The organism is Halomicrobium zhouii (genome assembly GCF_900114435.1).
Lineage (GTDB): Archaea > Halobacteriota > Halobacteria > Halobacteriales > Haloarculaceae > Halomicrobium > Halomicrobium zhouii.
Genome location: NZ_FOZK01000003.1, coordinates 21,132 through 42,210, shown reverse-complemented (window position 1 = coordinate 42,210; position 21,079 = coordinate 21,132). Strand labels below are relative to the sequence as shown.

Here is a 21,079-nt window from a genome sequence, read left to right as displayed (position 1 = left end):
CCGAACATCGTCGCCTGTTCGCCCCAAACCCATACACAGTCGCCACTGCAGACACAGTCGCCACTGCAGACGTCACCACTCGGCGTCGACGTGGTCTGTGAGCACCGCGAACGCTGCCCGCTCCCGCTCGCCGCCGCAGGTTTCGACGACCGACTCCAGGTGTGCGAGTCGTTCGAGCAACGCCGCGGTGTCGTAGGTGGGGACGTCCAGCCGTGAAGCCGCCACGGTCGCCTCTATCACGGCGTTGAACCCCCGGTTTATCGTCGGCACTGACTCCCGCTCGACGGCGGACTCGAACGGGCGGAGTTCCCACTCGACCCACTGCGTCTCTCCGTCGGTCCCCTCGTCCCGCCGGGACACGTCCACGCGAGCCCACGCGTCCGCGCTCGCGAGCACTGGGTCGTCCTCTTCCCGAACGGTCATCGCTGCCTCGACGAAGTCGACGGGGTCGGAAACGAACTGGACGTATCCCTCACCGCGTTCGCGGAAGTTGCGCCAGGTGCGAGTCCGGCCCCACGTCTTCGCCGTCACAGATCCGGCGTCACCGTCGGGGGCGTGAAGACCCAGCGCGGCGACGTTCCACCGATCGTTGGGCCCGAGTGTCGTCACGACCGACTCGGTGACGCCGCGGAGGTCGACGGGCCACTCAGCGTCCCCGTCGAACTCTGTCACACCTGGAGCCCCCGTTCCAGCGCGACGAAGAGGGCCGCGGCGATTATGTCGGCCGTCGTCCCCGGGTTGACGTCGCGTTCCACGAACTCGTCGGCCAGGTCGGCGGCGTCCTCCTCGCCGTCGAGCACTGCCTGGGCCCGCCGCGTGACTTCTTCGGCCGTCTCGCGGTCGTTGCGGGTCACGACGAACGTGTCGACCTCGTCGGCGAGCAATTCGAGGAAGACGTGTGCCGCGCGGTCCGGGACTGGCCCGTCGCGTCGTTCTATCGCGGCGGCCGCCTCGAAACACCGGGAGAATCCATCGACCCACTCGGCCGCGACGCCGTCGACGTCCGCACTGAGTCCCATCACGTCCGCGAGCGTGAGGTCCCGAGCTTCGAGTTCGGGAATAGCGTCGCTCCCCCGTCGGACGTCCAGCGCGTCCAGGTCCTCGGGCGGGTCGTCCACCGCGACGTCGACGTGCTCGAACGCCCGGTAGAACTCCGCCGCGTCCTCGACGGTCGTTCCCGAGACGACATCGCTGGCCCGCTCGGGAGTCAGCGCTCCCGATGCCGCAGTCGCGACGAGCGGCGTGACCAGCAACAGCGCTCCGAACTGGGTGTTGCCGCCCTTCTGCTCGGCCATTCCCTCGACGGATCGTTCGAACGCCCGGCCGACCGGGCCACCGTCGGCGGCGACGTCCAGCCCGGGCCGGGCCCCGACCGCACCGGCGAGGAAGTGCTCGAATCGTAGGTCGTCGTACTCGTGACGCCGGTCGACGTTTCCGGGTTTCGGCGTGCTCGTCACCTCCAGCAGGAGCGCCAGCTCGGCGTTCTGGGCGAGAGATCTCACGGCGAAGCCTCCTCCCGGAACCACGCGTCGGTCGCCTCGCGGACGCGCTGGAGGACTCGCGGGTCGTCGCTCGGGCGGCCGACGCTGACGGCGTCGGCACCGTATTCCAGATACTCCCGCACCGACGGCTCGTCCCGGACCTCGTTGTTGGCGACGACGAAGGCGTCCACCGCATCGGCGACGTCGGCCACGACTGGCTCGGAGTCCATCGCGTCGACGTGAATCAGGTCGGCGCCAACCGCGTCGAGGTCCGCGGCCAGCGCCGGCAGATCGACCCCGTCGACCTCGGCGCGCACCTTGACGCCGACCGTGGCGCCGGTCGCCGTGGCGGCCTCGACCTGCTTGCACAGCCGACCCGGCTGGTGGAGCAACGCTTCGCCCGCACGTGCGTCGCACATTTCCTCCTGCCGACAGTGGGCGTTTATCTCCAGGATCGCGTCGTGGTCGCGACAGAGGTCGGCCGCGTCCTCCAGCGGAACCAGCGTCGAACTGCGCACGTTCACCGCCGGCCGAATCGGCACGTCGTCGAGGGCCCGGAGCTGCGAGTTGACGAAGTGGTGTGGGTCGGCCGGGAGGAACTCCTCGCGGTCGCGGTCGACCAGCTGCCTGGCCGCCCGACGAGTCGGCTCGTCCAGGGCGACCCCGCCGAGGAACGCACAGCCGACGTACTCGGCGGCGGCGCGGGCCCACTCCGCGTCTGACGCGCCACTCAGGCTGGCGGCGGCGACGCGGGGCTCGAAGAGAGGTCGTGAACTCACGAGGCCACCTCCAGCGCGTCCGCGACCGCTCGCGCGACGCGCTCGGCGTCGGCGGCGTCGTCCATCGCCGTGTCGGTCCTGACGACGGGTCGGTCCAGGTCCGTGTCGTCGGCGTCGTCGAGGACGAACGCGTCCGCAAAGGGATACGCTTCGGCGACGCCGGCCGTGCTGGGTTCGCGTCCCGTCGCGGCCATGAGGTCCGCGGCCGGACCGGAGAACACCTCGTCCGCCACGAACGGGGAGACTGCGACGACGGGCGTTTGCTGAAGACGCTCCTCGAACTCCGGCAGCGCAAGCATCGGCCCGATACTCGTGACGGGATTCGACGGACCGACGACGACCGGGTCGTCGAGTGCGGTCAGCACGGCGTCGGTCGGCCGGGCCTCGTCGGCGCCGCGGAACTCGACGCGCTCGACGCCGGGCTCGCCGCCGCGGGCGACCCACCACTCCTGGAAGTGCTGAGGGCCGTCCGGCGTGTGGACGATAGTCGCGACGGGGTCGTCCGACATCGGGAGGAGCGTCCGTTCGAGACCGAAGGCGTCGGCGATGACCTGAGTGGCCTCGGTGAGCGTGTGGCCCTCGTCGAGCAGTCCGGTTCGAGTGAGGTGGACGGCGCGGTCGCGGTCGCCGATGTGCATGAACTCCGCAACGCCGGAGAATCGGCGCCAACGCGAGATTGAGCGACCGGCGGTCTGGACGTCGTCTGGCAGATACCGTGGGCCGGATTCGAGGTCGGCTTCCTCGGCCAGTCGGTGGAGTTCGTCGTGCGTCGCAGCGGTGTCGTCCGCGATTCCCCACCACAGGTCGCGGTCGAGGACGTCGCCGTCGAGAAAGAGGACGGTGTCGAGATCCGGACAGACGAGGTGGCCCGCGAGTTCGACGTCGTCGCCGGTGTTGCCGACGACCGTCGTCTCGGCGGGCGGGAAGACCGGGGCGGCGCCAGCGAGTAGCTTGGGGGTCCCCGTGCCACCGGAGAGGAACGTCACCATAGAGCGACGTAGGGGGTAGCGTCGTGATAAAACGTTACACAATCGGTCGGCTGCCACGGTCGGCTGCCATGGTCGGCTGCCCCCACCGTCCAGCCCCAGTTGTCACGCTTGAGAACTGCGGTGTTACCTTCAAGTCAGTCGGGGGAGACTTTCGCCCTAATGCCCGACGCACGAAACGGGTCCCCCACCGACGTCCACCGGTTCGCACCGGCGGCTCCCGAAGAGGAACACGTCTATGGCGCCTGTTGCCCCGGCTGGCACTCGACGGTGGACCACGACGACGCCGTCGACGAGTGGGCCGACTTCATGCTCGAACGGGGCATCGACCGGGTGTGCTATCTCCTCTCGGGCGATCAACTCGATAGCACCGACGCGGACCAGGGGCGATACGAGCGAGCGTTCGGTCCGGAGAACGTCCGGCACGTCCCGATCCCGGACCACCACCTCGCCGATGCGAAGACGCTAGAGACAGAGTTGTTTCCCTTCCTCGACGACGCCGTCGCGAACGACGAGCGAGTGGTGGTCCACTGTCTCGCCGGCATCGGTCGGACGGGCCACGTCCTCGCCGCGTGGCTCGTCCACGGCCGGGACTACGACCCAGTCGACGCCATCGAGACGGTCGAGGAGATGGGGCGCTCGCCCGCGGAGGCCGAGGAGAGGGGCAACGCGCGCCGCGGTGAACTGTACGAACTGCTCGCACACTTCGCCTGATTCGGGTGGTATGGGGCGGTCAGGGGGCCGGGCAGCCAGGGGGCCGGGCGGTCAGGGGGCCAGTTGTCACGGGCCCATCGAGGAACGCATTTTAAAGCGAGACGGCGCCAAGGAGCAGCCATGACCACGATAAAGGACAGCGTGCACGACCACATCGAACTCGATGGGGTCGCGGAGGCGCTGCTCGATACGGCACCCGTCCAGCGGTTACGCCACGTCAAGCAACTGGGGACGGTGACACTCGTCTATCCGTCGGCCAATCACACGCGCTTCGAGCACTCGCTGGGGGTGTACTACCTCGCCGACCAGGCGCTCTCACACCTGGGCATCGAGGGACAGCAGGCCGAACGCGTCCGCGCGGCGGCCATCCTCCACGACGTCGGCCACTCGCCGTACAGTCACAACATCGAGGAGCTCGTCTACCGCGAGACGGGGCTGTACCACGACGACGTCGACGAACTGCTCGGGACGGGCGACGTCGCCCGCGTCCTCTCCGAGCACGGCCTCAACCCCGACAGCGTCGCCGGCCTGGTCGCGGGCGAGGGCGAGCTCGGCCAGCTGGTCTCCGGGGAACTCGACGTCGACCGGATGGACTACCTGGTCCGGGACGCTCACCACACCGGCGTTCCTTACGGGACCATCGACCACGAGCGGCTGGTGCGTGAACTCCGCTTCGTCGACGGTGACCTGGTCCTCGACGAGGGGAACGTCCAGACGGCCGAGTCGCTCCTGCTCGCACGCGCGCTGATGAACCCCACTGTCTACCAGCACCACGTCGCGCGCATCGCGAAATCGATGCTGCGACGGGCGACGGAGCGGTTGCTCGCCGAGACCCGGACCGACGCATCGGAACTCCGCCGCTGGGACGACAGCGACCTCCTCGTCGCGCTCCGGGACTGCCAGGCGACGGCCGAACTCGCCGGCCGACTGAGCCGGCGAACCCTCTACAAGCGCTCCGTCTGGGCCGAGATGGACGCCGTCCCGGACCCGCTGCTCGAAAGCGACCACGAGCGCGTGCGGTCGCTGGAGCGTGAGGTGGCGGACGCGGCCAACGTCGACCCCGAACACGTCGTCCTCGACGTCCCGGACGAACCGTCGATGACGGAGTCGACGAGCCGCGTCGTCGTCAACGGACAGGTCCGCCCGCTCGCGGAACAGTCGACGCTCGTGAGCGCGCTCCGGGCCGCCCAGCACGACCAGTGGCGTCTCGGGGTGTACGCGCCGCCGGACGTCGCCGACCGGGTCGGTGACGCGGCGATCCGCGTGCTCGGGCTGGAACTCGACGGCGCTCGCGTGCGAGACGTCAGGCCCGGCATCCACGCGACTCTCGACGAGTTCAACTGACTGCAATGGAACACTCGAGTATGGACTCCGAAGGCGAAGTACTGGAACTCGAAGGCACGATCCTGCGCGGTCGGTCGTTCGAACCGATCGAGGGACGCGTCGTCGTCGAGGACGGCGAGATCACGGCCGTCGAGGCTGCCGACGTCGATAGTGATCAGATCATTCTGCCGGCGTTCGTCAACGCACACACCCACGTCGGTGACTCCATCGCGAAGGAAGCCGGCGGCGGGCTCTCACTCGAAGAACTCGTGGCGCCGCCGGACGGCCTCAAGCACCGGCTGCTCCGGGAGGCGAGCCACGAGGAACTTGTCGCGGCGATGGAACGGTCGTTCGCGTTCATGGAGCAATCCGGGACGGGCGCGTTCGTCGAGTTCCGCGAGGGCGGCGTCGACGGCGTCCGGGCTATCGAGGACGCCCTCTCCGGGTCGAACCTGGCGGCAGTCGTCCTCGGACGCGAGACCGTCGATGCGATGGAGGCCAGCGACGGCTTCGGCGCCAGCGGCGCGAACGACGCCGAGTTCGGCCGAGAGCGCAAGGCGACTGCTGAAGCGGGGAAACTGTTCGGCATCCACGCTGGCGAGGTCGACCCGTCGGACATCAACCCCGCGCTGGACCTGGACCCGGACTTCCTGGTCCACATGGTGTACGCCGACGACGTCCACCTCGACCGCGTCGCGGACAGCGAGATCCCGGTCGCCGTCTGCCCGCGTTCGAACCTCGTGACCGGGGTCGGGATGCCACCCATCGCCGAACTCGCCGAACGGACGACGGTGGCGCTGGGGACGGACAACGTCTTCCTCAACAGCCCGTCGATGTTCCGCGAGATGGAGTTCACCGCGAAGGTCGCCGACGTCCCTGCCGCCGAAGTCCTGCGGATGGCGACCGTCAACGGGGCAGAAATGGCGGGCCTGAACTGCGGCCTCGTCGAGGAGGGACGGGACGCCCGCCTGCTCGTGCTCGACGGCGACTCCCACAACCTCGCCGGCGCGCGCGAAGTCGTCCGCGCGGTCGTCCGTCGCGCCGGCGTCTCGGACGTGGAACGCGTCGTCACCCCCGACAACGCTTAACCGCTCCCCTACGAAACTTGTTAGCATAGGACGATGTACGACCGCATACTGCTCCCGACGGACGGCTCCGCGGGCATGACGCGGGTGATAGACCACGCGGGCGAACTCGCCCGGATCCACGACGCGTCGGTCCACGCGCTCTACGTCGTCGACACGGCGAGCCTGACGACGATGCCGATGGACGCGTCGCTCGACGGCATCCACGGGCTGATGCAGGAAGAGGGGGAGGCGGCCGTGGAGGAAGCACAGCGTCGCATGCCCGAGGGCGTCGACGTTGACCAGACGATCACCGAGGGCGCGCCCGCGGCACAGATCGTCGATTGCGCCGACGAGGCCGACTGTGACGTCGTCGTGATGGGGACCCACGGCCGCGGCGGACTGAACCGCCTGTTGCTGGGCAGCGTCGCCGAGCACGTCGTCCGCCGGTCGTCGGTGCCCGTCGTTACCGTCCGCGTCGACGCGGAGACGGAGCCAAAATCGGCCGGAGAGCCGTCAGTTCAGGAAGTCGAGCACTGAGCGCCTAGTGCGGGTCACACCGGCCGCAGATGTTCGCAGTCGCCGGCGGTGACGGTGACCCGTTCGTCGCCGGTGTCGATAACCAGCGCGCCGGGGAACTCGACGTCGACAGCCTCGCCCTCGACGGTCCCACCCGGCGTCTCCACGCGGACGCGCTTGCCCAGCGTCGACGCGTACTCGGTCCACTCCTCAACTGCACCGGGGAGGTCGTCTCGCAACTCGTCGAGCGCTTCGAGCACCCGCTGGGTGAACACCCGGCGGTCGACGTCGCCGACCTCCTGCCTGAGGCTCGTGACGCCCCGCTCCGCCGGGAGGTCTGCCACGTCGACGTTGGCGTTGATTCCGACGCCGACGACCACCCACGAGACCCGGTCGGCCTCGCCCTGCGTTTCGGTGAGAATTCCCGCGAGTTTCAGTTCCTCGTCGACGGCTTCGCCGTCTCCGTTCGGTCGCCCCTCCGGGCCGACCCCGTCCCCCACGACGACGTCGTTGGGCCACTTGATCCGCGCGTCGACGCCCGCCTCGCGAGCGGCGCGCGTGACCGCGACGGCGGTGGCGAGCGTGAAGGCGGGAACGTGGGCGGCCGGAACCTCCGGCCGGAGGACCAGGCTGAGCCAGATGCCGCCGCTCGGCGACGACCACGCCCGATCCAGTCGGCCCTTCCCGCCGGTCTGCTCGTCGGCGAGGACGACCACGTCACCGGCGTCGTCCTGCGCCAGTTCCCTGGCTCGCCGGTTCGTGCTGTCGATGCTGTCGTGGTACTCGACCTCGAACGGCGCGTCGAGGCCGAACTCCACGGCCTCGGCGCCGAACTCGGGGACGCCGTCGAGGACGTAGCCGTCGTCGTCGCTCGCGATCGTGAATCCGACCTCGCGGAGCGCCTCGACGTGTTTCCACACCGCAGCCCGGGAGACGTCCAGAGAGTCGGCCAGTTCGGGCCCGGTGACGGGCCCGTCGGCGAGGGCCTCGAGGACGCGTCGCCGCGTTTCTTGCATACCAACCGGTGTTCGCGCGACGACCAAAAACGCATCCAAGGCGGATCGAGAAGTGCTGCTGAAGAACTAGCATACCGCGGCGCGTAGCGTCGCGGTTTCACTACTCGCGAGGCGAAGCCGAGGGAGAAGGAAGTCTTGTACTAATTTTTGCGAGGTGCGGTGCGCTCCGCGCGCACCCGACGAAGTAAAATTTACTCTATCACGACGAGGCGGTCGCCCATGTCGACGGAGTCGCCCTCGCCGACGGCGACTTCGGTGACGGTGCCGCCGCGCTCGGCGACGATGTCGTTCTCCATCTTCATCGCCTCCAGCACGCAGAGGACGTCACCGGATTCGACCTCGTCGCCCTCGGCGACGTTCACTTCGAGGATGGTGCCCTGCATCTCCGCGGCAACTTCGTCGCCGGCCGCGCTCGACCCGCCGCCACCGCCGGAGTCGCCACCGCCGCCGGGGCGGTCGGGCCGCTGGGCGCCGCCGGACTGGTCGATATCGCCGACGGGGATGGCGGGCGCGCCGCGCTCTTCGAGTTCGACCTGGAAGCGCTTGCCGTTGACCTCGACGGTGAACTCGCGCTCGACGACCTCTTCCTCGTCGTCGCCGTCAGAGGGGGCGGGTTCGGTCCCCCAGCGCTCCTGGGCCTCGTCGATGCGTTCGGGGTCGAGGTTCTCGTCGAGGTACTTCGTCGTGTGCCTGCCGGCGAGGAATTCCTCGTCGGTGAGCATCAGCCGGTGGAAGGGGATGATGGTGGGGAATCCCCGGATGTCGTAGTCAGGGAGAGCCCGCTTCCCGCGGGCGATGCACTCGCCGCGGTCCGACCCGTAGGTGATGAGCTTCGCGATCATCGAGTCGTAGTCGGTCACCAGTTCGTCGCCCTGTCGGGCGGCGTCGTCGACGCGGACGCCGATGCCGCCCGGCGGGTCGTACACGTCGAACTCGCCGCCCGTCGCGGGCGCGAAGTCGTCGGCGGCGTTCTCCGCGTTGATGCGGAACTCCATCGCGTGGCCCTCGAGTTCGACGTCGTCCTGGGCGAAGGTGAGCTCCTGGCCGGCGGCGACCCTGATCTGCCACTTCACGATGTCGATGTCCGTCAGTTCCTCCGTGACGGTGTGTTCGACCTGAATGCGCGTGTTGACCTCGAGGAAGTAGAAGTCCGAGTCGGCGTCGAGCAGGCCCTCCTCGTTCCGGTCCTCGTCCTCGACGAGGAACTCGAACGTCCCGGCGTTGTAGTAGTCGCCGGCGTCGGCACCACGTCGGGCGGCTTCGCCGATCTTCTCCCTGAGTTCGTCGGTGATGGCGGGGCTGGGACCCTCCTCGATGACCTTCTGCTGGCGGCGCTGGAGCGAGCAGTCCCGTTCGCCGAGGTGCCTGACGTTGCCCTGCCTGTCAGCGAGGATCTGCACTTCGATGTGACGGGGATTGTCGAGGAACCGTTCGAGGTACACCGAGGCGTTCGAGAAGTACGCCTCCCCCTCTCGCTGGGCGGTCTCGAGGCTCTCCTCGGCCGCCTCGGGCCCGGCGACTACTTCCTGGCCCATGCCGCCGCCACCGCCCTCGGCCTTGATCAAGAGGGGGTAGCCGTGTTCCTCGCCGAACTCCTTGATCTGCTCGACATCCTCCACGGGTTCTGTCGTCCCCGGAACGATGGGGACGTCGGCCTCCCGCATGATCGTCCGGGCCTTGGTCTTCTCTCCGAGGGACTCCATGGCCTCGCTGGAGGGGCCGATCCAGGTGATCCCCTCGGTCTCCTCGACGCGAGCGGCGAACTCGGCGTTCTCGGCCAGGAAGCCGTATCCGGGGTGGATAGCGTCTGCCTCGGCCTTCTGTGCCGCCTCGACGATCGCCTCCTGGTCGGTGTAGGAGTCGGCCGCCCGGGCGGGGCCGACGTTGTACGCCTCGTCGGCGTAGCGCACGTGCCCCGAGTGCTTGTCCGCCTCGGAGTAGACGGCGACCGTGCCGACCCCGAGTTCCTCGCAGGCCCGCATCACGCGAACCGCGATCTCGCCCCGGTTGGCCACGAGCACTTTGTCGAACATCAGACCGACACCCCTGTCCCCGTCGCCCGTGGACGGGCGAGCGCGACTGCGTGGCCGCGCCGGCGCCCTCCGTACAAATCCGCACTGCCAGTCCGGGATTTGTCAAACATACCACTCTGTACCGGTAGTCCGACCTTAAAACTATGCGGAGCGGCGTCGTCGAAACGGCCGCTCCGTGGTCCAGAACCGGTGCCTTCGCCTGACGTTGTGTCCTCGGTCATAGTCGATTGGATCTACATTCGGTCCGTCCGCCCTGCTGCCGTCCATTCGTCGCCCGGTGCGTCGTCTCGAATCCGGATCGTTCGCTGCTGGGTCGCCTCGATGCGGCCGGCGAAGGTCCACTCGCGACCCTCCCAGTCCGGCTCCTCGTTGGCCGACGAGGTGGCGGCCGCCGCGGCCGCTCGCTCGCTGTCTCGCACGTGGGCACCGATCGCGACGGCGATGGCGGCCGCCTCGTCGGGACTCGCCGACGGCACTGCCCGCGTGACTACGTCGACGAGCGCCGGTTCGACGGCGCCTGCACTGTCTGTCGCCATGTTAGAGCGGGATGTTTCCGTGTTTCCGGTCCGGACGGTCCGTTCGTTTGCCCCGGAGCGTCTCCAGGTCGCCGATCAGACGCGAGCGGGTCTCCCGCGGTTCGAGCACGTCGTCGACGAACCCGCGCTCGGCCGCCGTATAGGGGTTGGCGAAGGCGTCGCGGTACTCCTCGATGAGCTCCGCGCGGCGCTGTTCGACGTTCTCCGCCGCGTCGAGCTCGTCGTCGTAGAGGACGTTGACCGCACCCTGAGGTCCCATCACCGCGATTTCGGCCGACGGCCAGGCGTAGTTGACGTCCGCGCCGACGTGTTTGGAGGCCATGACGTCGTAGGCCCCGCCGTAGGCCTTCCTGGTGATGACCGTCAACAGCGGCACCGTCGCCTCGGAGTAGGCGTACAGCAGTTTCGCCCCGTGTTTGATGATGCCGCCCGTCTCCTGGTCCTTGCCGGGCATGAACCCGGGCACGTCGACGAAGGTGACGATGGGGATGTTGAACGCGTCGCAGAACCGGACGAACCGGGCCCCCTTCATCGACGAGTCGATGTCGAGCGTCCCGGCGTTGACCCGGGGCTGGTTGCCGACGACGCCGACGCTGTGACCGTCCAGTCGGGCGAAGCCGGTGACGATGTTCCGGGCGAAGGAGTCGGCCACCTCGAAGAAGGAACCCTCGTCCATCACCCCCTCGACGACCCGGACGACGTCGTAGGGTTTCTGCGGTTCGTCGGGGACGACGTCGATCAGTTCCTCGTCGGCCCGGTCGGGGTCGTCCCAGGGCTCGACGCGCGGGGGGTCCTGGACGTTGTTCTGCGGGAGATAGGAGAGCAGATAGCGGATGTCGTCCATCGCCGCCTTCTCGTCGTCGGCGGTGAAGTGGGCGACGCCCGACTCGCTCGCGTGGGTCTGGGCGCCGCCGAGTTCGTCGAAACCGACTTCCTCGCCGGTGACCGTCTCGATGACGTCCGGCCCGGTGATGAACATGTGGCTCGTCTCGTCGACCATGTAGACGAAGTCGGTGATGGCCGGGGAGTACACCGCGCCGCCGGCGCAGGGCCCCATGATAGCCGAAATCTGGGGGACGACGCCGCTGGCCTGCTGGTTCCGGTGGAAGATGTCGGCGTACCCCGCCAGCGAGTCGATCCCCTCCTGGATGCGAGCACCGGCCGAGTCGTTGAGGCCGATGATGGGCGAACCGGTCTCGATTGCCTTGTCCATCACCTTGCACACCTTCTGGGCGAACACCTCGCCCAGCGACCCGCCGAAGACGGTGAAGTCGTGGGCGAACACGAACACCTTCCGACCGTCTACTTCGCCGTAACCCGTGACGACGCCGTCCCCGGGAACCTTCTTCTCCGCCATGTCGAAGTTGGTGCTCCGGTGTTCCCGCAACTGGTCGAACTCGACGAAGCTGTCGTCGTCGAGAAAGTAGTCGATGCGTTCGCGCGCGGTCAGTTTGCCCTTCTCGTGCTGGGCCTCGATGCGTTCCTCGCCGCCACCCCGCTCCGCTGCCGCCTTGCGTTCGCGGAGGTCGTCGACGCGGTCTTCGTGAGTCACGACACACCAGCCCTCCTGCGCTCGTCCATGTACCAGGCCAGGGGTGGGGGCGAGAAAAGCGTTGTCGGAAACCGAACGATCAAAAATGTAAAATACGGTTCCACCCCCTCCGTCACCACCTATATTGACCTAGTGATTCCCGCAATACTGCCGCAGTCGTCGCCGAGTGCCTCCGGTGCGTGGACCAGCATCAGACCGTCGGAGTTTTGACGCCCAGTCGCCTCAGTCCGTGCGTGAAGAACGTCGCGGAGTCCCTCTCGAACCCCTTCGGCTTCGACCCCGGCTGTGACCCGTTCGTCCCCGGATACGGCGACGCCAACGCCCACTTCCACGTCGTCGGCGACCACCCGGGCGTCCACGGCGGCGTCGACTCCGGCATCCCGTTCACCGAATCGGAGAGCGGGGAGCGACTCCAGCGAGCGCTCGTCGACGCCGGCCTCCTCGACGCCGCGGGGACGCCCCCCGAGGTCGACAAGACCTACCTCTCCTACCTCCACATGTGCGGAGCCGACGGAACGCCCTCGCAGGCCTCCTACGACGACCTCGAACCACTGTTCGACTCGGAGTTCCGCGCCATCACCGCCCACGTCATCCTCCCCGTCGGCGAGCGGGCGACGCGTCACGTCTTTTCCGTCGCGACGGCCAGGTCATCGGACGACGTCGACATGGACGACCTGCACGCCACGGAGGTGATGGGCTCGGGGTGGCTCGTGTACCCGATCAAGGAACCGATGATGTGGACCGACGAGGACGAGACGGCACTGGTCGACGCGCTGGTGGCCCTCCAGGAGACGGACTACCGGCGCGAGGCCGACCTCGGCCGGTTCGGGCCCACTGGCGAGTCGTACCTCGTCAGGTAGCCTCGGGCCGCGAGCCGACTCACCTCGCGCACCGATAGAATTTTGACGGACTACCGAGGACACGTCGACTATGCGACGTATCGTCGAGCGATACGGTCCGAGCTCACCGCGCGGCCGCGCCGTCGCGTCGGCCGTCTTCGGGTCCATCGGCTTCACCGCACTGTTCGTGGTCCTCGCGCACCTGTTCGCCGTCCAGTTCCAGTTCACGGAGTCAGCGTCGTTCCTCCTGGCGCTGACCGTCGGCCTCGCCTTCACGACGCTCGCCTACTGGGAAGCGGATGCGGTCGTCGGTCGGGCTGAAGCGGCACCCGAGCACCCGCGGGAATCGGCCCGCGAGATCGGGTACGGGCAGGCGTCCGCCGACGGCGATGCGGATCCTGTCGCCGACCTCCAGCACCGATACGCCCGGGGAGAACTGTCCACGGAGGAGTTCGAGGAGCGCGTGGAACGACTGGTCGAGACCGACACCCGGGTCGAGGAGAGCGACGTCCGTGATCTAGAACTGGACCGGGCCTGAGACCACGGCCCTCGTTCCAGAAAGACCGACCGGGTGGTTTTTACCACTCTCGTTGACATTACCGGCATGGTTCAACTATCGAGCGGTGAGGGGACGTCCCGGCGAATCACCTTCGAGGGCGGGGTGACGTGGCTCGCGTTCTTCCTCGTCGTTGCTGCTCTAGACGTGGCAGCAGGTACCCTGATCGCGAACGTCTGGTCCATCGGTCCCGCAATTCCAGTCGTCGAGTCCAACGCCATCACGACCGGGCAGTCCATGCTGTTCGTCGGATTCGTCTGGTGGGTGCTTCGATCCGAAGGGGTAGCATTCGGCGAGATCGGTCTCTCACCACGGCTCCTGATGCCAGCGACCGTCGCCGTCGCCGGATCCTACGTCGCTATCAACGCCCTCGGTATCGGACTCGCATTCGCGACGGAGAACCTCGCGTCGGTCGGGTACCACTGGACAGTCCCACCGGGAGAGGCGGTCGTGGCGTTCCTGTTCCAGCTCGTCGCCGTCGCGTTCGTCGAGGAACTCACCTACCGCGGCTATCTCCAGACCAAGGTCGTCGGCCTCCTCACGGACAGGACACGGAAGCGAATCGCGCTCGGAATCGGTCTTACGGGAGTTCTCTTCGCGCTGGCGCACGTACCGCGAATACTCACGGACGGGTCACCGGGGAGCATGACGCCGCTGGCCTACCTCGTCTCGCTCACCCTGAGCGGGATTATCTACGGGACCCTTTACGAGGTGACCCAGAACCTCTACGTTCCGGTCCTCTTCCACGCCGCGGGGAACATGCCGGGAACGCCGGGAATTCTCTTCTTCGACACCGGTGGGTGGCCGGCGTGGGCGACGACTGTCAATTCGCTCGCGTTTCTGGTCGTCCTGGTCACGATGGTCGTCGTCTACAGAAGATGGGGCTCCGGCACCGAGACCTTGCCAGTGTGGACGGGGCGAGAAGACGCCACGGCCACCGTCGCGAGATAGCGGCTGTCCGTCAGGACGTACCGGCGCGGGAACCGACGGACCTCGGGGTCGACCGGGAACCAGCAGGCTACGCCTCACTCGGCGGAAACCGTTGTTCGCGCCGTCGCACTCGTTGGGATTGTCATGCCCCACTCGGCGTGACACTCTACTCGCGCCGTCGCGCTCGTTGGGACTGTCACGCCTCACTCGGCATAAACCGTTGTTCGCGCCGTGGCGCTCACTGGACGGTTTATGCCTCCCCGTACACCGGCACCGCAGCCCCACTCGTCACCGTCGCGGCGTCCGAACAGAGGAACATAATCACCTCGGCGATGTCGGCCGGGTCGACCCACTCGGAGTGGTCGGCGTCGGGCATCATCTCGCGGTTCATCGGCGTGTCGATGACGCTCGGCATGACGGCGTTGGCCCGCACCGTCCCCAGGTTCTCCTCGGCGATGCTCTCGGTGAGCAGGCGAACGCCGGCCTTCGTCGCGCGATAGATACCGTCCCCCTCGCCGCCTTCGAGCGACGACCGGGCCGAGACCGACAGGATCGCCCCGTCGCTCTCCCGCAGGTGGGGAAGTGCGTGTTTCGAGGCGATGAACGTCGTCTTGAGGTTGACGTCGAAGAGGAAGTCGAACGTGTCGACGTCCGTCTCGTGAATCGGGTCGCCGCCGCGCCAGGTCCCGGCGATGTTACACAGCGCGTCCAGGCCGCCGTGGTCCGCGACGACGTCGTCGACGACGCGCTTGACCTCCGACTCCTCCGTGAAGTCGGCCTGGTAGAAGTCGACCCGGTCGGGGTCGAGTGCGAAGTCCTCGCTCTCCGGAGCGACGACGTCGGCGCCGCAGACGGTGGCGCCCGCGTCGTCGAACGCCCGCGCGACAGCACTGCCCAGCGCCCCACCGACGCCCGTGATCAGTACGACGTCGTCGCCGAAATCGAAGTCGACACTCATGCCGGGGTCGACGGCCGGAACCGGGATAAAGTTTCGTCGGACTGTCAGGCCGCCGGGGACGGGAAAGCACTTTACCCGCCCCGGCGACGGACGACCATGCGCTGTCTCGCCCACCGCGGGTTCGCGGGGGAGTTCGCCGAGAATACCGTGGGAGCGGTCGCGAGCGCCGCCGAAATCGCCGACTGGGTGGAGGTCGACGTCCGCCGCTGTGGCTCCGGCGAACTCGTCGTCGTCCACGACGAGAGAGTCGACCGGGTGACCGACGCCAGCGGCGAGGTCGCGGAGCTATCACAGGCCGAACTGGCCCAGCTGAACGTCCTCGGCAGCGGTGAAGGAATTCCGACACTCGCCGAGGTGCTGGAGGTGCTCCCGCCGTCTGTCGGGATCAACGTCGATCTCAAGGAGAACGGCCTCGCGACCGACGCCGTCGACGTCCTCGGTGCCCACGACGGCGGCGTGCTGGTCTCCTCGTTCGACGCCGGCGTGCTGGCGGAAGTGACCGTGCTCGCCGACTACCCGCGCGCGCTCCTCGTCGAAGCCGACCCGGAGGAACGACTCGCGCGAGCCGCCGATCTCAACTGCACCGCCATCCACCCCCACTGGGACATCTGCGACGAGCGGTTCGTCTCGCAGGCCCACGACGCCAACCTGACGGTCAACGCCTGGACCATCCGGGACAGCGTCGGCGCCGTCTCGGCACGGAACGCCGGCGTCGACGGGTTCATCACCGATCACAGCGAGTTCTGCGCGGAGTAGGACGGTCGCTCAGAGACCGGCCAGGTTCTGTCGGAGCTTGATAGTCGCCGTCATCAGCGCCGTCGCGGTCATGATGACGAACACGACCTGGATGTGGAGGACGATCACCTGGTCGAGGCCGGCGACCACGGCGAGTCCGGTGATGGGGATCAGCGACGCGAACAGCAACACTGGAAGCAAGTGTCGCAAGAGCGTGTCGACGACGGTCCCCTGGACGCGCGAGGCCGACGTCCCGCGCCGTCCGACGACGAAACCGACCGCGAGGAAGGCGAGTGCAGCGATGCCTTCCAGGGCGACGACGGCGTGGTGGTCCGCGTTCCAGGCAGTCCCGACGATGACGGTGACGACGACGAGGGCGCCCGCGAGCCAGAATGGACGGCCCGGACCGACTGCGCCCGACCCCGGTGTCCCGGTCGGCACCGAATTGCGGTACAGCGACTGGAGCACGAGCGCGAGCAACAGGACGTGGGCGAGCATGACCCCGCGGCGATACGGCGTCTGGAGCGAACTCACGATGTCGACGACGCCGAGCAGCGCGAAGAGGACGGCCGTGACACCGACGAACGCGAGCGTGCGCCACAGCGCGTCCTGACCGGCCAGTTCCGCCGCGCGGTCGTTGCGGTACGCGTAGAACGTGAATCGCAGGCCGAGCACGCCGAGCAGGACCAGCGCGACGAAGAAGATGAACGTGAGGTTCGGGTTCCCACCGACCAGGTCGAGCCCCAGTTCGACGGCAGCGATCACGCCTCGTCCTCCGTCTCAATCCGGCGTAACTCCTGTTCCATGTGCGTGACCGCCTCGTAGCGCTGCAGTTTCTGGCGCGCCATGGCCTTCGTCACCACGTCGTCGAGTCCCTCGGGCACGTCGGCGACGTCGCTCGGCCGCGGCGGTGGGTCCGACAGGACGCGGTCCCTGATTCGTCCGTACTCACCGTCGTAGGGCGGGTCCCCGGTGAACAGCAGGTACACCAGTGCGCCGAGGTGGTAGACGTCGGTGGCGTGGTCGATTCGCCCGAAGCCCCGGTCGAAGTACTCCGGCGCGGCGTAGCGCGGGTCCAGCCGCGAGGTCGGATCGAAGTAGTTTCGCACGACGTGGAGCAGCCCGACGTCGTCCAGCAGCGGCGGCTGGACCTCGTCCTCGTCGATGACGTTGCCGGAGTAGACGACGTTCCCGGGGTCGATGCCACCGTGGACGACGCCGTTCTCGTGGAGGTGGGTGACGGCGGCCGCGAGTCCGCGGGCGTTGAAGAGCGCCTCGGAGCAGTCCAGTCGGTCGCGGTCGGCCAGACTGAAACCCATGTACTCCGTGGCCGCCCACGGTCGCGGGTCGCGGCCCCAGTCGTAGACGGCGACGACGTTGTCGTGGTCGTCGACGCCGGCCCACCGGGCGAGTCGCTCGTCGATGGCCGCCGCAAACGCGTCGACTCCCTGCGACGGTCGGTGATAGAGGGACAGGCCGACGGGTAACTGCTCGCCGTCGACGACCCCCAGCGTCCGGTAGACGTCGGCGTACCGGCCCCGACGACGTTTCGCGAGGACCGTTAGCTGGTCGAAGCGGCTGTCGGCGACGATGGACGGAATCTCGTCCGCGGGCTGCCAGCCAGGGTCGTCGACCGTCTGTCCGTCGCTATCGTTCGCAGACGCCGACCCCGCATCTGGACTATCCGACTTCGCGTCTGGACTATCGCTGGACACGTTGTCGCCGCCGTCGGCCTCGTCTTCGTCCATCGCATCATCGGTCGCACCATCGGTCCCCCGTCGCAGTCGGTCGTGGGACGACCCGTCGTGGGTGTAGACGCGCTGTGGCCCGGACGAGTTCCCCTCGCCCGCGAGCCGCGTCCGCCCGACGTCTCGCTCGCCGACGGCCGGCCGATGGTAGTTCGCCCTCGCCAGGCTCCCCTCGACCGGCCAGTACCGCGGTCGGCTCTCGGCTTCGGTCTCCATCGCGGCAAGTTCCTCGGCGACGGCGTCCGGGTACCGCGCCGCGACGTAGTCGAACGCCAGTTCGGCCTCGAGAGACGGCTCCTCGTCGTCGATTCGGTCGGCGAGACGACGCGTCAGGTAGGCGGCCGTGTCCGGGAGGTGAGCCGCGACGTGACAGATGGCCCACGCGGCGCCGACCCGGACCGACTCGTCCTCGGCGTCGAGTTTCCCGACGAGCCCGGGGAGCCGACGCCGGCCCGAAGCCGGGTCGTCGAACACCGCAAGTAACGACGCGATTGGCTCGTCGCGGCCGGGAGCGGCGTCCTCGGTCATCGATTCGTTCCTGCGTATCGACTGGCCCCCGCCATGACTGTTGCGGTGAGTATCGCGCCCGAGAACGACTGCAGTCGCTGGTCGCGTGAGAACGGCTGAAAAAGGAAACTAGTCAACCAGGCCGACTAGTGAATTCCCATCGCTTCGATCTGCTCCTGATACCGGTTCCGAATCGTGACTTCGGTGACCTGGGCGACGTCGGCGACCTCGCGCTGGGTCTTCTTCTCGTTGCAGAGCAGCGAGGCGGCGTAGATGGCCGCGGCGGCGTAGCCGGTCGGGGATTTGCCCGACAGCAGCCCCTGCTCGGCGGTGACGTCGATGATCTCGTTGGCCTTGGACTGGACTTCCTCGGAGAGTTCGAGTTCGCTGGCGAAGCGGGGGACGTACTGCTTGGGGTCGACCGGCTCCATCTTGAGCTTGAGTTCCTGGGCGACGTATCGATACGTCCGGCCGATCTCCTTTTGCTCGACGCGGGAGACGTCCGAGACCTCCTCGAGCGAGCGCGGGATGCCTTCCTGGCGGCAGGCGGCGTAGAGACACGAGGTCGCGACGCCCTCGATCGAACGTCCGCGAATGAGGTCCTCGTTGAGCGCCCGTCGGTAGATGACCGAGGCGACCTCGCGGACAGAGCGCGGAACGCCGAGCGCACTGGCCATCCGGTCGATCTCGGAGAGCGCGAACTGGAGGTTGCGCTCGCCCGCGTCCTTGGTTCGAATGCGTTCCTGCCACTTGCGCAGGCGGTGCATCTGCGATCGTTTCTTCGAGGAGATCGACCGACCGTAGGCGTCCTTGTCCTTCCAGTCGATCGTCGTCGTCAGCCCTTTGTCGTGCATCGTCTGCGTCGTCGGTGCACCGACGCGGGACTTGCTCTGCCGTTCCGAGTGGTTGAACGCGCGCCACTCCGGCCCGCGGTCGATGTTCTCGTCCTCGATGACCAGGCCACAGTCCTCGCAAATGAGCTCCCCGCTCCCGTCAGAGGTGATCTCCGTCGAATCACACTCCGGACAGGTACGCTGGGACTCCTCTGTTTCCTGCTCCTGCGTCCCCTCCTGCTCGCGCGTGCGCGTGGGCCGCTCCATGTGTTCTTTTAGGGAGAACGATTTCAGACATATAAATGTTTGGTTGGTGCGTGGTACCACTCGAATCGGGGGCGGGCGGCCCGGGTCGCAAAAGCTTATCCGGTCACGCGACCGGGTACGTCGCATGGAAGTTGCCGTACTTGGCGCCACTGGGGACGGCCGAGCCATCGCGAGCCAGTGCGCGCTCGCGGGCCACGCCGTCCGCCTCCACGACGGGGACGCGAACGTCGTCATGGACGCCATCGACGCTATCGAGCAACGCCACGGGGACGAGGCGCTGGCGGCGATCGACGGGACGACAGGCCTCGACGCCGCGGTCGGCGACGCCGACGTGGTGGTGGACGCGACCGAGGGTGACGAGCGGACGCGACGGGAACTCGTCGCCGACGTCGAGGAGACCGTCGCCGACGAGACGCTGATCGCGACCAGCGGCGACGCGGTGTCGGTGACCGGCGTGGCCGCCGGGCTCCGCAAACCCGGTCGCGCGGTGGGCCTCCACTTCGTCGACCCGGGTGAGTCGTCGCTCGTGGAGGTCGTCGTCGCCGACCAGACCGCCGAGACGGCCCGCGAGCGCGCGGTCGAGTTCGTCGAGGGCCTCGACGGCACGCCGCTGGTCGTCCGCGACGTCCCGGGGTTCGCGAGCACGCGCCTGGATCTGGCGCTGATCGTCGAAGCCGTCCGCATGGTCGAGGAGGGCGTCGCCAGCGTTCCCGACGTGGACCGGGCGCTCGAACTGGGCCGCGACCATCCCGCCGGTCCGCTCGCGCTGGCCGACGAGATGGGGCTGGGGAACGTCCTCGAAGCCCTCGAGGACCTGGCGAACCGGCTCGGCGGGCGGTTCGACCCGCCCGGATTGCTCCGCGAGAAGGTGAACGACGGCTCTCTCGGCGTCACGACCGGCGAGGGGTTCTACGAGTGGGAGAACGGCGAACGCGTCGGCCCCGCCGACCCGAACCCCGTCGTGCGCGGCCGTCCCGATCCGGAGAGTGACGCGGGAACACCGCCCGAGCCGGGGGGACCGATGGGCTCGGACGACGGATGAGTTCCCGACGTTCCGGACGCAGCGCCGACAGGGACGTGCCAGCGCCCGAGGACGAGGAGTCGCCGGACATGGGCGACCTCTTCGACGAGCTTGAGGAACTCGAAGAGTTCGTCGACGACCCCGACGAGCGCGCGCGAGTCCGCGAGGCGATGCGAACCGCGACCGAAGCCCAGGACGACGCCGTGTTCGGCCGCGTCGTCTGGGGCTTCGACCGGGCCGACCTCTCGGAAGCGGTCCTCGGCGCGCTCCTCTTCGGCATCCCGATGGCCGTCGAGGGCGGGACCAACGAGGCCGGCGAGTTCCTCGCGACGCGTCCGGTCCTCCTGGCGGGAACGGTCGGCGCCACCGTCGCCCTGGTCGTCGGCATCCTCTACGTCGCCGACATCCAGGACGTGCGCGTCCGGCGTCGGATACTCGGCGTTATCCCTCACCGGCTCGCCGGAGTCCTCGGCACGGCGCTCGTTACGTCGGTGTTGCTGCTGTCTGCCTGGGGACGCGTCGATTGGGCGGATCCGACGGTGGCCCTGAGCACGTGTCTCATCGCGCTCTTGCCCATGAGCATCGGCGCCGCGCTCGGCGACATCCTCCCCGGGAGTTGACCGGGTGAGCCGAGCCTAGACAACGACTCGCACGACTCCGACGCGGTTTGGTAACCGTTAAA

Annotated in this window: 22 protein-coding genes; 10 read left to right on the top strand and 12 right to left on the bottom strand. The window is 68.1% G+C overall.

Annotated features, from left to right (window positions below; genetic code table 11):
- Nucleotides 1–72: 72 nt before the first annotated feature.
- From BM337_RS13870 to cofD, 4 genes are read right to left on the bottom strand one after another with little or no spacing between them, the layout of a single operon-like run.
- The gene (locus tag BM337_RS13870) at nucleotides 73–672 is read right to left on the bottom strand and encodes a DUF447 domain-containing protein (protein WP_089817250.1); all 600 of its coding nucleotides are present in this window, start codon (nucleotides 670–672) and stop codon (nucleotides 73–75) included.
- Nucleotides 669–1,502 (bottom strand): triphosphoribosyl-dephospho-CoA synthase, encoded by an 834-nt coding sequence (locus BM337_RS13865; RefSeq protein WP_089817249.1) that lies wholly within the window; start codon nucleotides 1,500–1,502, stop codon nucleotides 669–671. Before BM337_RS13865 ends, BM337_RS13870 begins: the two co-directional genes overlap by 4 nt.
- Nucleotides 1,499–2,260 carry a tRNA-dihydrouridine synthase gene (locus BM337_RS13860; protein ID WP_089817248.1) on the bottom strand — a complete coding sequence of 254 codons (762 nt, stop codon included), beginning with the start codon at nucleotides 2,258–2,260 and terminating at the stop codon, nucleotides 1,499–1,501. Before BM337_RS13860 ends, BM337_RS13865 begins: the two co-directional genes overlap by 4 nt.
- Nucleotides 2,257–3,249, bottom strand: coding sequence for a 2-phospho-L-lactate transferase (cofD, locus tag BM337_RS13855; protein ID WP_089817247.1), 993 nt, complete (start codon nucleotides 3,247–3,249; stop codon nucleotides 2,257–2,259). The genes BM337_RS13860 and cofD overlap by 4 nt, the downstream gene beginning before the upstream one ends.
- 159 nt (nucleotides 3,250–3,408) lie before the next feature.
- Here cofD and BM337_RS13850 point away from each other — a divergent pair, with 159 nt between their 5' ends.
- The 4 genes from BM337_RS13850 to BM337_RS13835 all read left to right on the top strand — a co-directional run bounded on the left by BM337_RS13850 (nucleotide 3,409) and on the right by BM337_RS13835 (nucleotide 6,887).
- Complete coding sequence (locus tag BM337_RS13850) at nucleotides 3,409–3,960, top strand: protein-tyrosine phosphatase family protein (RefSeq protein ID WP_089817246.1); 552 nt, start codon at nucleotides 3,409–3,411, stop codon at nucleotides 3,958–3,960.
- 120 nt (nucleotides 3,961–4,080) lie between these two features.
- The gene (locus tag BM337_RS13845; protein WP_089817245.1) at nucleotides 4,081–5,304 is read left to right on the top strand and encodes an HD domain-containing protein; all 1,224 of its coding nucleotides are present in this window, start codon (nucleotides 4,081–4,083) and stop codon (nucleotides 5,302–5,304) included.
- A gap of 5 nt (nucleotides 5,305–5,309) precedes the next feature.
- The gene (locus BM337_RS13840) at nucleotides 5,310–6,371 is read left to right on the top strand and encodes an amidohydrolase family protein (protein WP_394327772.1); all 1,062 of its coding nucleotides are present in this window, start codon (nucleotides 5,310–5,312) and stop codon (nucleotides 6,369–6,371) included.
- A gap of 33 nt (nucleotides 6,372–6,404) precedes the next feature.
- The gene (locus tag BM337_RS13835) at nucleotides 6,405–6,887 is read left to right on the top strand and encodes a universal stress protein (RefSeq protein ID WP_089817244.1); all 483 of its coding nucleotides are present in this window, start codon (nucleotides 6,405–6,407) and stop codon (nucleotides 6,885–6,887) included.
- A 14-nt stretch (nucleotides 6,888–6,901) separates the two neighbouring features.
- On the opposite strand, the gene BM337_RS13830 is transcribed toward BM337_RS13835, so the two are convergent.
- The 4 genes from BM337_RS13830 to BM337_RS13815 form a co-directional block, all read right to left on the bottom strand.
- Nucleotides 6,902–7,882 carry a biotin--[acetyl-CoA-carboxylase] ligase gene (locus tag BM337_RS13830; RefSeq protein WP_089817243.1) on the bottom strand — a complete coding sequence of 327 codons (981 nt, stop codon included), beginning with the start codon at nucleotides 7,880–7,882 and terminating at the stop codon, nucleotides 6,902–6,904.
- 191 nt (nucleotides 7,883–8,073) lie between these two features.
- On the bottom strand, nucleotides 8,074–9,915 hold the full coding sequence (locus BM337_RS13825) for an acetyl/propionyl/methylcrotonyl-CoA carboxylase subunit alpha (RefSeq protein WP_089817242.1): 1,842 nt from the start codon (nucleotides 9,913–9,915) through the stop codon (nucleotides 8,074–8,076).
- Nucleotides 9,916–10,148: 233 nt separating this feature from the next.
- On the bottom strand, nucleotides 10,149–10,451 hold the full coding sequence (locus BM337_RS13820) for a DUF8022 family protein (RefSeq protein WP_089817241.1): 303 nt from the start codon (nucleotides 10,449–10,451) through the stop codon (nucleotides 10,149–10,151).
- A gap of 1 nt (nucleotide 10,452) precedes the next feature.
- Nucleotides 10,453–12,003, bottom strand: a complete 1,551-nt coding sequence (locus BM337_RS13815) for an acyl-CoA carboxylase subunit beta (protein WP_089817240.1) — start codon at nucleotides 12,001–12,003, stop codon at nucleotides 10,453–10,455.
- Nucleotides 12,004–12,236: 233 nt separating this feature from the next.
- On the opposite strand from BM337_RS13815, the gene BM337_RS13810 reads away from it, so the two are divergent.
- The 3 genes from BM337_RS13810 (at nucleotide 12,237) to BM337_RS13800 (ending at nucleotide 14,349) form a co-directional block, all read left to right on the top strand.
- Entirely contained in the window at nucleotides 12,237–12,863 is a 627-nt protein-coding gene (locus tag BM337_RS13810) for a uracil-DNA glycosylase family protein (RefSeq protein ID WP_089817239.1), read from the top strand.
- A gap of 70 nt (nucleotides 12,864–12,933) precedes the next feature.
- Nucleotides 12,934–13,380: an SHOCT domain-containing protein gene (locus BM337_RS13805; RefSeq protein ID WP_089817238.1), complete on the top strand. Its 447-nt coding sequence runs from the start codon at nucleotides 12,934–12,936 to the stop codon at nucleotides 13,378–13,380.
- A gap of 66 nt (nucleotides 13,381–13,446) precedes the next feature.
- A complete protein-coding gene (locus BM337_RS13800; protein WP_089817237.1) occupies nucleotides 13,447–14,349 on the top strand; it encodes a CPBP family intramembrane glutamic endopeptidase in 903 nt (300 codons plus the stop codon).
- 229 nt (nucleotides 14,350–14,578) lie between these two features.
- On the opposite strand, the gene BM337_RS13795 is transcribed toward BM337_RS13800, so the two are convergent.
- Nucleotides 14,579–15,286 (bottom strand): SDR family oxidoreductase, encoded by a 708-nt coding sequence (locus tag BM337_RS13795; RefSeq protein ID WP_089817236.1) that lies wholly within the window; start codon nucleotides 15,284–15,286, stop codon nucleotides 14,579–14,581.
- Nucleotides 15,287–15,382: 96 nt separating this feature from the next.
- Between BM337_RS13795 and BM337_RS13790 the strand changes: the two genes are divergently transcribed.
- Entirely contained in the window at nucleotides 15,383–16,042 is a 660-nt protein-coding gene (locus tag BM337_RS13790) for a glycerophosphodiester phosphodiesterase (RefSeq protein ID WP_089817235.1), read from the top strand.
- A 9-nt stretch (nucleotides 16,043–16,051) separates the two neighbouring features.
- Here BM337_RS13790 and BM337_RS13785 read toward each other — a convergent pair whose 3' ends face one another.
- The 3 genes from BM337_RS13785 to BM337_RS13775 all read right to left on the bottom strand — a co-directional run bounded on the left by BM337_RS13785 (nucleotide 16,052) and on the right by BM337_RS13775 (nucleotide 19,376).
- Nucleotides 16,052–16,786 (bottom strand): hypothetical protein, encoded by a 735-nt coding sequence (locus BM337_RS13785; protein WP_089817234.1) that lies wholly within the window; start codon nucleotides 16,784–16,786, stop codon nucleotides 16,052–16,054.
- Complete coding sequence (locus tag BM337_RS13780; RefSeq protein WP_089817233.1) at nucleotides 16,783–18,297, bottom strand: protein kinase domain-containing protein; 1,515 nt, start codon at nucleotides 18,295–18,297, stop codon at nucleotides 16,783–16,785. Before BM337_RS13780 ends, BM337_RS13785 begins: the two co-directional genes overlap by 4 nt.
- Before the next feature lie 125 nt (nucleotides 18,298–18,422).
- Nucleotides 18,423–19,376, bottom strand: a complete 954-nt coding sequence (locus BM337_RS13775) for a transcription initiation factor IIB (RefSeq protein ID WP_089817232.1) — start codon at nucleotides 19,374–19,376, stop codon at nucleotides 18,423–18,425.
- 124 nt (nucleotides 19,377–19,500) lie between these two features.
- On the opposite strand from BM337_RS13775, the gene BM337_RS13770 reads away from it, so the two are divergent.
- Nucleotides 19,501–20,418: a 3-hydroxyacyl-CoA dehydrogenase family protein gene (locus tag BM337_RS13770; protein WP_089817231.1), complete on the top strand. Its 918-nt coding sequence runs from the start codon at nucleotides 19,501–19,503 to the stop codon at nucleotides 20,416–20,418.
- Nucleotides 20,415–21,017, top strand: coding sequence for a DUF2391 domain-containing protein (locus BM337_RS13765; RefSeq protein ID WP_394327771.1), 603 nt, complete (start codon nucleotides 20,415–20,417; stop codon nucleotides 21,015–21,017). The genes BM337_RS13770 and BM337_RS13765 overlap by 4 nt, the downstream gene beginning before the upstream one ends.
- Nucleotides 21,018–21,079: the final 62 nt, after the last annotated feature.